General features: G+C 70.4%; 14 protein-coding genes. 6 read left to right on the plus strand and 8 right to left on the minus strand.

Annotated features, from left to right (window positions below):
- Nucleotides 1-344: 344 nt before the first annotated feature.
- The 3 genes from BJP25_RS23665 to BJP25_RS23675 form a co-directional block, all read right to left on the minus strand.
- Entirely contained in the window at nt 345-1,142 is a 798-nt protein-coding gene (locus tag BJP25_RS23665; RefSeq protein WP_075977202.1) for an exodeoxyribonuclease III, read from the minus strand.
- 25 nt (nt 1,143-1,167) lie between these two features.
- Nucleotides 1,168-1,485, minus strand: coding sequence for an SH3 domain-containing protein (locus tag BJP25_RS23670; protein ID WP_075977203.1), 318 nt, complete (start codon nt 1,483-1,485; stop codon nt 1,168-1,170).
- A gap of 155 nt (nt 1,486-1,640) precedes the next feature.
- Nucleotides 1,641-2,861, minus strand: coding sequence for an NADP-dependent isocitrate dehydrogenase (locus BJP25_RS23675; protein ID WP_075977204.1), 1,221 nt, complete (start codon nt 2,859-2,861; stop codon nt 1,641-1,643).
- 136 nt (nt 2,862-2,997) lie between these two features.
- On the opposite strand from BJP25_RS23675, the gene BJP25_RS23680 reads away from it, so the two are divergent.
- Nucleotides 2,998-3,375 carry a hypothetical protein gene (locus BJP25_RS23680; protein ID WP_075977205.1) on the plus strand — a complete coding sequence of 126 codons (378 nt, stop codon included), beginning with the start codon at nt 2,998-3,000 and terminating at the stop codon, nt 3,373-3,375.
- Between the two features lie 10 nt (nt 3,376-3,385).
- On the opposite strand, the gene BJP25_RS23685 is transcribed toward BJP25_RS23680, so the two are convergent.
- Nucleotides 3,386-3,952 carry a GNAT family N-acetyltransferase gene (locus tag BJP25_RS23685; protein ID WP_075977206.1) on the minus strand — a complete coding sequence of 189 codons (567 nt, stop codon included), beginning with the start codon at nt 3,950-3,952 and terminating at the stop codon, nt 3,386-3,388.
- A 44-nt stretch (nt 3,953-3,996) separates the two neighbouring features.
- Between BJP25_RS23685 and BJP25_RS23690 the strand changes: the two genes are divergently transcribed.
- Nucleotides 3,997-4,806 (plus strand): metal-dependent hydrolase, encoded by an 810-nt coding sequence (locus BJP25_RS23690; protein ID WP_075977207.1) that lies wholly within the window; start codon nt 3,997-3,999, stop codon nt 4,804-4,806.
- Nucleotides 4,807-5,093: 287 nt separating this feature from the next.
- Nucleotides 5,094-5,639, plus strand: a complete 546-nt coding sequence (locus tag BJP25_RS23695; RefSeq protein ID WP_233158228.1) for an NUDIX hydrolase — start codon at nt 5,094-5,096, stop codon at nt 5,637-5,639.
- 26 nt (nt 5,640-5,665) lie between these two features.
- On the opposite strand, the gene BJP25_RS33655 is transcribed toward BJP25_RS23695, so the two are convergent.
- Both BJP25_RS33655 and BJP25_RS23700 read right to left on the minus strand, forming a co-directional pair.
- Nucleotides 5,666-5,944, minus strand: a complete 279-nt coding sequence (locus BJP25_RS33655) for a hypothetical protein (protein ID WP_143219274.1) — start codon at nt 5,942-5,944, stop codon at nt 5,666-5,668.
- The gene (locus BJP25_RS23700; RefSeq protein ID WP_084794434.1) at nt 5,944-6,192 is read right to left on the minus strand and encodes a hypothetical protein; all 249 of its coding nucleotides are present in this window, start codon (nt 6,190-6,192) and stop codon (nt 5,944-5,946) included. Before BJP25_RS23700 ends, BJP25_RS33655 begins: the two co-directional genes overlap by 1 nt.
- Nucleotides 6,193-6,368: 176 nt before the next feature.
- Between BJP25_RS23700 and BJP25_RS23705 the strand changes: the two genes are divergently transcribed.
- On the plus strand, nt 6,369-6,941 hold the full coding sequence (locus tag BJP25_RS23705; protein ID WP_075977210.1) for an HhH-GPD-type base excision DNA repair protein: 573 nt from the start codon (nt 6,369-6,371) through the stop codon (nt 6,939-6,941).
- On the opposite strand, the gene BJP25_RS23710 is transcribed toward BJP25_RS23705, so the two are convergent.
- Nucleotides 6,938-7,582, minus strand: a complete 645-nt coding sequence (locus tag BJP25_RS23710; RefSeq protein WP_075977211.1) for a spermine/spermidine synthase domain-containing protein — start codon at nt 7,580-7,582, stop codon at nt 6,938-6,940. The two genes, BJP25_RS23705 and BJP25_RS23710, sit on opposite strands and share 4 nt — an antisense overlap.
- Before the next feature lie 126 nt (nt 7,583-7,708).
- Here BJP25_RS23710 and BJP25_RS23715 point away from each other — a divergent pair, with 126 nt between their 5' ends.
- Together BJP25_RS23715 and BJP25_RS23720 are read left to right on the plus strand one after the other, a co-directional pair.
- The gene (locus BJP25_RS23715; RefSeq protein ID WP_075977212.1) at nt 7,709-9,067 is read left to right on the plus strand and encodes a serine/threonine-protein kinase; all 1,359 of its coding nucleotides are present in this window, start codon (nt 7,709-7,711) and stop codon (nt 9,065-9,067) included.
- Between the two features lie 34 nt (nt 9,068-9,101).
- A complete protein-coding gene (locus BJP25_RS23720) occupies nt 9,102-9,482 on the plus strand; it encodes a bacteriophage spanin2 family protein (protein WP_075977213.1) in 381 nt (126 codons plus the stop codon).
- Between the two features lie 91 nt (nt 9,483-9,573).
- Here the strand turns inward: BJP25_RS23720 and BJP25_RS23725 are convergent, their stop codons facing one another.
- Complete coding sequence (locus tag BJP25_RS23725) at nt 9,574-9,978, minus strand: SsgA family sporulation/cell division regulator (RefSeq protein WP_075977214.1); 405 nt, start codon at nt 9,976-9,978, stop codon at nt 9,574-9,576.
- Nucleotides 9,979-10,158: the final 180 nt, after the last annotated feature.

Consider the following 10,158-nt stretch of genomic DNA (forward strand, 5'->3'; position numbering starts at 1 on the left):
CCCAGTCCTGGCCGCTCGTAGCTCGGGAGGTGGTGTGTCAAGGGTGGGCGAAGCCCATCGCGAAGCGACGCCCGCAGGGCGCCCTTGACGCGCCACCTCCCGAGCTACACACTCGCGGCCCCCGAGGACAGGCCCCCACTAAGCCCAGCAACCCCGTCCACACCGAGCCAAGATCAACCTCACACGCCCCCACGCGTCACCATCCGCAGCCCCCACCCACCCAAGGGGCTCTGGTCCCTTGCGGCCATTCTACCCGCCGACCAGCACAAACAAACCCCAAACGATCTTGCCTGTGGATAACCCAGCCCGAAACGCCCGATTCCCCGTCACCCGCCTGGCTGAATTCAGGCGTACTCCACCGTCAGCGGCGCGTGGTCCGACCACCGCTCCCCGTACGACGCCGCCCGCTCCACCACCGCCGAGCGCGCCCGCACCGCCAACCCCGGCGTCGCGACCTGGTAGTCGATGCGCCAGCCGGAGTCGTTGTCGAAGGCCTTGCCCCGGTACGACCACCACGTGTACGGCCCCGGTCCCTCCGGCTGGAGCTGCCGCTGCACGTCGCGGTACCCGCCCTCGGCGAAGACGCGGCCCATCCACTCCCGCTCCTCGGGGGTGAAGCCGGAGCTCTTGCGGTTGGCCTTCCAGGCCTTGAGGTCGCACTGCTGGTGGGCGATGTTCCAGTCGCCGCAGACCAGGACGTCGCAGCCGCCCGCGAGGGCCTTCTCGCGCAGCTCGACGAGGTAGGGCAGGAAGGTGGCCATGAAGCGCTCCTTCTGCTCCTGGCGCAGGGTGCCGACCTCGCCGCTGGGGACGTAGACGCTGGCGACGACGAGGCCGGGCAGCCAGGCCTCAGCGTAGCGGCCGCTGGCCTCGAACTCGGGGACGCCGAAGCCGACGCGGACGGCGTCGAAGGGGTCGCGGGACAGCACGGCGACGCCGTTGCGGCCCTTGAGCAGCCCGGACTCGGCGTGCACGACGTGCCAGCCCTCGGGGGTGGCCAGCTCACCGAGGTCGGCGAGCGAGGCGCGGACCTCCTGGAGGCAGACCACGTCGGCCGGGGTGGCGGCCAGCCACTCGCTGAAGCCCTTCTTCGCCGCGGCGCGCAGGCCGTTGACGTTGACCGTGGAGACCGTGAGCGTCACGCCGGACACCCTAGGTCAGCGCCGATCAGCCGCAGTCGCGCCCCTGCAGGGGCTTGAGGAACTCCGCCGAGGCCCACTTACCCTCACCGAGCTTGCGGAAGCCGTTCTGCACGAGCTTGTCGGCGTCGGACTCCGCGCCCTGCTTGAACTTGCCGACCACCTCGGCGGCGGCGTCGGGGGCGGAGCGGACGTTGAGCACGTCGGCGGTGACCTCGACGCGGCAGGCCGTGGACGAGGCGTCGGCGGTGTCGGCCGAGCCCGGCGGGGTCTGGGTGGAGGAGTAGAGCACCACGACGGCGATGACCCCGCCCCCGATGTACAGCGCACCCTTCGGCAGCACCACGTCGCACGCTCCCTGCACCCGATCAGCGGTCGCGACCACGGTGGCGCACGCGGCGGGTCCGGCGCCAGCCCCAATCGGTCGAACCGCGGGTGTCACACAGCGTGAGGGCCCCTCGGACCGCGGTCCGGGGGCCCTCACGAGCAGCGCGGGACGGCTCAGCCCGCCATCTTCTTCTGCAGGTTCTCGTCCAGGGTGGCGAGGAACTCCTCGGTGGTCTGCCAGGCCTGGTCCGGGCCGACCAGCAGCGCCAGGTCCTTGGTCATCTTGCCGCTCTCGACGGTCTCGATGACGACCTGCTCCAGCGCCTCGGCGAAGCCGGTGACCTCGGGGGTCGAGTCCAGCTTGCCGCGGTGGGCCAGGCCCCGGGTCCAGGCGTAGATGGACGCGATCGGGTTGGTCGAGGTCGGCTTGCCCTGCTGGTGCTGGCGGTAGTGCCGGGTGACGGTGCCGTGCGCGGCCTCGGCCTCGACGGTCTTGCCGTCCGGGGTGGACAGCACCGAGGTCATCAGGCCCAGCGAGCCGAAGCCCTGGGCGACGGTGTCGGACTGGACGTCGCCGTCGTAGTTCTTGCACGCCCAGACGTAGCCGCCCTCCCACTTCATGGCCGCGGCGACCATGTCGTCGATGAGGCGGTGCTCGTAGGTCAGGCCCTTGGCGTCGAAGTCGGCCTTGAACTCCTCGTCGAACACCTTCTGGAAGATGTCCTTGAAGGCGCCGTCGTAGGCCTTGAGGATGGTGTTCTTGGTCGACATGTAGACCGGGTACTCGCGCTGCAGGCCGTAGGAGAACGACGCGCGGGCGAAGTCCTCGATCGACTTGTTGAAGTTGTACATGCCCATGGCCACGCCGCCGTCGGGGCCGTAGTTGGCCACGACGTGCTCGATCGGCTCGGAGCCGTCCTCGGGGGTGAAGGTCACCGTCAGCTTGCCCGCGCCGGGCACCTTGAAGTTGGTGGCCTTGTACTGGTCGCCGTGGGCGTGGCGGCCGATGATGATCGGCTTGGTCCAGCCGGGCACCAGCCGCGGGATGTTGGAGATGATGATCGGCTCGCGGAACACCACGCCGCCGAGGATGTTGCGGATCGTGCCGTTGGGCGAGACCCACATCTTCTTGAGGCCGAACTCCTCGACGCGCGCCTCGTCCGGGGTGATGGTGGCGCACTTGACGCCGACGCCGTGCTTCTTGATGGCGTTGGCGGAGTCGACGGTCACCTGGTCGTCGGTGGCGTCGCGGTGCTCGATGCCCAGGTCGTAGTACTCGAGGTCCACGTCCAGGTAGGGGTGGATCAGCTTGTCCTTGATGAACTGCCAGATGATGCGGGTCATCTCGTCGCCGTCGAGTTCGACGACCTTGCCCTGGACCTTGATCTTGGCCATGAGCCGCGGTGCTCCTCTCGCCCTTGCTCAACCTTCGCGAAAACGGTACAAGCGTACTGCTACCGCCGCGCGCGGCACGTGCATGTGTGCACGGTCACCGGACCGCAGCCTAGGGCCGTCAAGGTATCCTGACAGCGTGGACACCTTGGAACTGCCGGGCCACCGCGGCGCGGTCGCCGCGAACACCCCCTCCTGCACCTGCGGCTGGCACGGCGACCCCGGCCCGGACGCGTCGGGGACCTGGTGGCGGCACGCGATCGGCGCGCTGGAGGCCGAGCCGCCGCAGTGGCTGCTCGCCAAGTCCGACACGCTGCGCGAGCAGGTCAGGGAGCTGACCGCCAGCCGCCCCGACGTCGCGCTCAAGCTGCTCGCCGAGGTCGACCGCTGGACCCGCCCGATGACCGAGGCCGCCGTCGCCGCGGCCAGGGCTCGCGGCGCCACCTGGTCCGAGGTCGGCGCCGCCTTGGGCGTCAGCAGGCAGGCCGCCCACGAGCGCTTCCGCTCGATCGGGTGACCGCGCGGGTTCAGCCGGGCGGCGCCTGGCGGCCCGCCCACTCCTCGTCGAGCAGGGCGTAGACGGCCTCGCTGGTCCACCGCCCGCGCACGACCTCGTTCTTGACGAAGAGCGCCTCGCGGCGCATCCCCAGCCGCTCGCACAGCGCGGCCGAGGCGGCGTTGTCGGCGTCGAGCCTGGCGGTCACCCGGTGCGCCCCCAGCTCGTCGAAGGCCAGCCGCAGCAGCTCGGTCGCGGCCTCGGTGGCGTAGCCGCGGCCGTGGTGGTCGGGGTGGAACACCCAGCCGATCTCCACGCCGCGGTGCTCGACGCTGGAGTAGAAGAGCACGACGTCCCCGATCACCAGCCCGTCCAGCTCGCACGCGAGCGAGAGCCGGTCGCCCTCGGCCACCAACTCCGTCCGCGTGGCCTGGTCCAGCAAGCGCTTGCGCGCAGCCTCGCGGTCGAGCGGACCCCACAGCAGGTACCGGGCGACGTCCTCGCGCCCCTGGTAGTCCAGCACCGCGTCGAGGTCCCCGGCGGCGAAGGGCCGCAGCACCAGTCGGCGGGTCTTGATCGGAAACGCGGGACGCAGCACGCCACCGATCCTAGGATGGCCCGGCGACCCCGAGGAGGACCTTCTTGTCGACCGGCCCGACCCACGCCATGTCCGGACTCGCGGCCTGGGCGGCCACCACCGCCCTCGCGGAGGGCACGGCCCTCGGCAGCCTGTCGGCGAAGGGCTGGTTCGTCGGCGCCATCCTCGCCACCGGCGCCGCCCTGCTCCCCGACCTCGACCACCCCACCTCGACGGTCTCGGGCACCTTCGGCCCGGTCACCCAGGCCGCCTCCAAGCTCCTGCACGGCACCAGCCACCTGGTCTACCGCGCCACCCGAACCAACCGCGACGCCAACCGCGACGGCGGCCACCGCGGCCTCACCCACACCCTGTTCTTCGCCGCCCTCGCCGCGGTCGTCACCACCGCCATCGTGCAGACCAGCCGCTCCTGGGCCCTGCCCCTGCTCATGTTCTTCTTCTGCGGCCTGGCCGTCCGCGGCATCATGCACAAGTGGTGCCCCAAGCACGACGCCCTCTGGATCACCGGCTCCGCCCTCCTGCTCACCTACGCCTGCCTCAAGTGGACGGACCAGACCGACGCCGACGCCGCCGCCTGCGGCATCGCCGTCGGCATCGGCTGCATAGCCCACTACCTCGGCGACGCCATCACCGAACAGGGCTGCCCCATCCTCTGGCCCGTCCCCATCGCCTGGAAGACCTGGTACCCCGTCGCCCCGCCCAAGCTCCTGCGCATGCGCACCGGCGGCCGCGTCGAGATGGCCATCATCGGCCCCATCCTCACCGTCATCGCCGTCTGGATGTCCGCCATCGCCCTCCAGCGCACCGGCATCATCCCCGCCCTCCAAGACGTCCGCCTCGCCCCCTGGGCCTGACCGGCGGCTGGGTGGACCCCGCCTGCGCGATCCAACGCCACCTGGCCAAGACCGCCAGCTCAGCCCAACCCACGCCACCGTTCGCAACGGCTAGTCCACTCTTCCCCGGCCCAGTAGCGCGCCCTGATCGAAGAGGCACTTGGCACCGAACCCCATCTTTCCCGTCAATGGGCGTCGAGGCTTTCACTCAGAACGCTTTGGAGCTGATCTCGCGGGACTGATCCGCTGAAGTGGGAATGGCCGCCGCAACGGCTCCACGCGGACCCGGAGCTGTAGCGTGCACCCCTGTGACCAGGGCACCAGAGCCAGCACGCTGGACCATCCACGACGAGCGCCTCATCGACGACACCCGCCGCCTGCACGTGGCGATCGCGCACGTCGAGCTGCCGGATGGCGTGCAGTTCGAGCAGTACGTCCTGCGGATGCCCAAGGCGAGCATGACCGTGGTCCTCAACGACGCCCGCGACCACGTCCTCATGATCTACCGGCACCGCTTCATCATGGACCGCTGGACCTGGGAACTTCCCGGCGGCTACGTCGACCCCGACGAGGACCCGGCGCTCACCGCCGCCCGCGAGATCGAGGAAGAGACCGGATTCAAGCCCCGCAGCATCCGCCTGCTCACCACTTTCCAACCCCTCGCAGGCACCGCCGACTTCGAGAACCTCATCTACGTGGCCGAAGGCGCGGAGGACACGGGCACGGCCCCCGACATCAACGAGGCTGCGAAGGTTAAGTGGATCCCCCTGGCCAACGTCCGAACCATGATCGCCAACAGCGAGATCATCGGTGCGGGAGCCCAACTCGGCTTGATGTTCGTCCTAACCGGCTAGCGCAACGGCAGAAGCAGACGTGCTGCTCAATTGTCTCGACTTCCGTCTTCCCGGGTGCCCGCCGCGACCAACCAACTCGGTTCACCGCTGTCGACGACGGCACCGCGCCAACGCTGCACCTTGACCTTGAACATGATCGCGTCGTCCACGGCCCTGATCCGCTCACGCGGACCCGTCGGCACAGCGAACTGGTCGTTCGCCTTGCTGATCAACGGGTGGTCGAGTTCATCGAGGGGCTCGTTGATCGGCGGAACCTTGAGACCCAGTTCTTCACGTGGACAACGCAGGGTCGGACGAACAGACATCAGGACTCGCTGACTCCACCAAGCTCGTCCAAACGCTCTGGCGACAGGCCCGACAAGACCGCTACCCGGCTGGCGTCGCTCCCGTCGATCAATTGCATGGTCCGTTGGAGGGACTCACGGATCTCCTCACGACGAGCAGCGAGGTACTCGCGAACAGCAGCCTCCAGCAGATCCTTCTGCGTCGTGCGCAGCGCCGTGGCCGCGTGCGCGAGAAGCGAGTGCGTCTCCTGATCGATCTTCACCGGCACCGAAGCTCCAGCCATGACACACCTCCAGGTAGCCAATACTACCTGGGTACCAGGAGGCGTCAAGTTTGGTCCGAGCCCTGACCAGGGGTGATGATCACTTGGCAACCCTCCTGGCCATGACCGCACGTACTCTGTCGTGTCCGCAACCACATGCAGGGCATGTCACGATGTGCTCCATGACGTTGTGCATCGCCCAGAACGCCGAGGCGGACGCCCTGCTGGAGGAGAGCCCGCTGGCCCTCCTGATCGGCATGCTGCTCGACCAGCAGATCCCGATGGAGGTGGCGTTCAACGGCCCCCACAAGCTCTACACCCGGCTCGGCGGCAAGCTCGACGTGCACGAGATCGCGGAGTACGACCCGGAGGAGTTCGCCACCCTCGCCACCACCCCACCCGCGATCCACCGGTACGGCGGCAGCATGGCCAAGCGCGTGCAGGCCCTCTGCCAGTACGTCGTGGAGCACTACGACGGGGACGTGGAGGCGATCTGGACCCGGGGGAAGCCCAGTGGGGTTGAGGTGTTGGCGCGGTTGAAGGCGTTGCCGGGGTACGGGGAGCAGAAGGCTCGGATCTTCCTGGCGTTGCTGGGGAAGCAGCGGGGGGTGGCGCCCTACGGGTGGCGGAAGGCGGCGGGGGACTACGGGCGGGCGGGGACGCGGATGTCGGTGGCTGATGTGACGGGGCCGGAGGCGTTGCAGGAGGTTCGGGCGTTCAAGAAGGCGAAGAAGGCGGCGGCCAAGGCTGGTTAGCGGGCCAGGTAGACGACGTCGGGTTCGCCTCGGGGGACGGGGATGGGGTGGGTCTCGACGTCGGTGAAGGTGGTGGTGAGGCGGGTGGTGAAGGTGGGGCTGGTGGAGGCGCTCCAGATGGCGAGGACGCCGCCGGGGGTGAGGTGGTCGCGGAGGAGGGCGAGGCCTTCCGGGGAGTAGAGGGTGGCGTTGCCGTCGTCGAGGGTCCAGTCGGGGCCGTTGTCGATGTCGAGGCAGAGGGCGTCGAAGCGGGTGGGGGTGGTGGTGAGCCAGGGGATGAGGTCGGCGCAGATGCAGTGGGTCCGGGGGTCCTGGAGGGGGGCGGCGTTGCCGAGGGGGCCCTGGTTCCAGGTGATGACGTCCGGTTCGCGTTCGACGACGGTGACGGCGGTGACGCGGGGGTGGGCCAGGGCCTCGCGCAGGGAGAAGGCGACGCCGAGGCCGCCGATGAGCAGGGAGCCGCCGGGCATGCGGTCGGCGGCGGCGCGGACGAGGAGGCGTTCGGACTCGCCCGCGGAGGTGTCCATGAGGAACATGCCGTTGGCGATGATCTCGTGGTGGGGGCCGCGGCGGCGCAGGACGAGTTCGCCGCAGTGGCCGGTGGACCTGGCGATGACTTCAGGTGCGGTGGTGTCAGGCATTGCCGTCCAGGCTAGCGCCGGACGGGGGTGCGGGTGGCTGGCGCGATCGGGTGGGTTCGCCTGGGATCCGGGGTTTGTCGGGTGGGCCCGGTGGGGTGGGCCGGGTTGTAGGTTCTGGCCGTGCAGATGACTCCGCCCGTGGTTCCCGGGCTCGTGATCGGGCGGCCGCTGGGGCAGGGCGGGTTCGGCACCGTGTACCTCGCCCGGCAGGTCGACCTGGAGCGGGACGTGGCGGTGAAGGTGGACAACCGGGTGCTGGCCGGTGATCGGGACCGGGAGCGGTTCCTGCGGGAGGCGCGGGCGGCGGCGCGGTTGTCGGGGCACCCGAACGTGGTGAACGTGTACGGGGCGGGGGTTGCCGGGGACGGGCGGCCGTACATCGTCATGGAGCTGTGCACGGGTGGGTCGTTGGCCGACCTGGTCGAGCGGCAGGGGGCGGTGGGGTACGCGCGGGTGGTGGAGGTCGGGGCGCAGTTGGCGGGGGCGTTGGCGCACGCGCACGCGTCGGGCATCCTGCACCGGGACATCAAGCCGGGGAACATCCTGGTGAACGGGTTCGGGGCGGTGAAGCTGGCGGACTTCGGGCTGGCCGCGATCACCGACGCGCACAGCGATTCCGCGACGGTGACGGTGGGGGCGTTGAGCCCGGGCTTCGCGGCGCCGGAGGTGTTCGCGCACACCGCGCCGACGCGGGCGGGGGACATCTACTCGCTCGGGGCCACGCTCTACGCGCTGGCGACCGGGCGGCGGCCGCGGGAGGTGCCGTGGCCCGCCGCGGACCTCGACAGCCTGGTCGCGGCGCTGCGGGCGCCGGTGGCGCCGATCGAGGGGGCGCCGCCCGCTCTCAACGCCGCGCTGCTCAACGCCCTCGACGGCGACCCTGCGCGGCGCACGCCCAGCGCTGAGCAGTTGCGGGACGAGCTGGAGGGGTTGCGGGTCGTCCGGCCGCTGCCCGCCCCGGAGGCCGCGCGGCGGCGCGGGCGGGGGTGGGCCGTGGCGGGGGTGCTGGCGGTTCCGCTGCTGGTGGCGGCCGGGTTCTTCGGGCGCGGGCTGTTCGTGGGCGACCCGCAGGTGCCCGCGGCCGGGCCGCCCGCGGTGGCGTCCAGCGCGCCCGCGCTGCCGAAGGGCTGGGTGGAGTGCGCGGGTGCGGGCTACTGCGTGCAGGACAAGTGCTACGGGGGCATCGTCAACATCGCTGACGTCGACATCCGGGCGAGCCCGGTGGACTGCGCGGGCGAGCACAGCTGGCAGGCGTTCGCCGCCGTGCCGCGGCCCGCGGGCACCGAGGGGTCGACCGCCACCCAGCTGGGTGAACTGCCGGAGGTCGCCGCGGCGTGCTCGGCGGAGAACATGGCCGCGCGGACGCTGCCGGGGCGCTCGACGGCCGGGTGGAAGCGGGAACTCCTGCCCTCGGACGCGGCCGTGCTGTGCTTGGCGGCGCCGGAGGCGGGCGAGCCGGAGGGGAGCGCGTTCACGGGCCGGTAGCCTGTGCGCACCACCTCACCTCATCGGGGGAAAGATGCGATCTCGGCTGGCGGTCCTGGTGTGCGCGACGGCCCTGGTGGGCGGCGTGAGCGGGTGCGACTCGGTGCGCGAGGCGACCGGGGCGGCGAGTTCGGCGACGGACAAGGCGAGCATCTGCCTGGAGGCGCTCAAGCTGGCGAACTTCACGCCGAGCGAGCAGGACCTGGAGCAGACGGCCAGCGATGCCAAGCGGCGGTCCGACGAGCTGCGGGCGCTGGCCGACCGGGCCGCGGACACCACGCTGCGGGACGCGCTCACGGCGATGTCGGACAAGGTGTCGGAGCTCGACACCAGCGACCTCGACCCCGGGAAGGTCACCGACTGGGTGGGCCGGAAGGTCGACGCGCTCAACGCGCTGACGCAGGCCTGCCTCTGACAGGTCACGGGCCGGGGAATCGATCGCGACAGCCGGGCCCCGTGAATCCGGTTCCCGGCTGCCACTTCCCGTTGGAGAATCCCACCGGAGTTCAGACGTTGGTGATTTCCTCGATGAGCGCGTCGACGTCGAAGAAATCACTTTCCGCGCCGAGCGGGACCAGGTCGGCGGTCACCTGGAGGAAGTCCTCGACGGCGCCGAAGTCCATCTCCAGCAGGGCGTGCCCGTCCGGGGACTCGATCTCCATCACCAGCACCGGGCGGTCGGCGGTGAAGTCCGGGGACAGCCGGACGTCGCCCTCGCCCGCGGGGCCCAGCAGGCCCTCCACCAGCAGGTCTCGGCCGAACACCCACTCGACCCACTTGTCGCCGTCGGTCTGGAAGGCGGCCACCACCGTGAACGGCTCGGCGGCCCGGTAGCTCCAGCGCGAGCGCACGGGGGTGCTGCCGCCGTAGAGCGAGATGAGCTGTTCGGAGTGCTGCGCGTCCCGGTTCATCTCGGGCCTCCTGTCTTCCGTCCGCTTCCGGTGAGGCGAACCTTCGACAGTGGAACGCGCAGGCTCGCGGTTTGTGATGGCACTGAGGCGACATTCACGCTATTGGGGCACTGGCGCCACTTTCGTGCTCTGTGATGGTGGCAGCCTGAAAAGGAATACCCGCTGGTCGCCGTCCTGGCG

Source organism: Actinokineospora bangkokensis (assembly GCF_001940455.1).
GTDB lineage: Bacteria > Actinomycetota > Actinomycetes > Mycobacteriales > Pseudonocardiaceae > Actinokineospora > Actinokineospora bangkokensis.

Excerpts from the sequence above, each read along its gene's own strand:
- BJP25_RS23675 (WP_075977204.1), bottom strand. The coding sequence starts at position 2,861 with ATGGCCAAGATCAAGGTCCAGGGCAAGGTCGTCGAACTCGACGGCGAC.
- BJP25_RS33655 (WP_143219274.1), bottom strand. The coding sequence starts at position 5,944 with ATGTCTGTTCGTCCGACCCTGCGTTGTCCACGTGAAGAACTGGGTCTC.
- BJP25_RS23705 (WP_075977210.1), top strand. The coding sequence starts at position 6,369 with ATGACGTTGTGCATCGCCCAGAACGCCGAGGCGGACGCCCTGCTGGAG.
- BJP25_RS23710 (WP_075977211.1), bottom strand. The coding sequence starts at position 7,582 with ATGCCTGACACCACCGCACCTGAAGTCATCGCCAGGTCCACCGGCCAC.
- BJP25_RS23715 (WP_075977212.1), top strand. The coding sequence starts at position 7,709 with ATGACTCCGCCCGTGGTTCCCGGGCTCGTGATCGGGCGGCCGCTGGGG.
- BJP25_RS23720 (WP_075977213.1), top strand. The coding sequence starts at position 9,102 with ATGCGATCTCGGCTGGCGGTCCTGGTGTGCGCGACGGCCCTGGTGGGC.
- BJP25_RS23725 (WP_075977214.1), bottom strand. The coding sequence starts at position 9,978 with ATGAACCGGGACGCGCAGCACTCCGAACAGCTCATCTCGCTCTACGGC.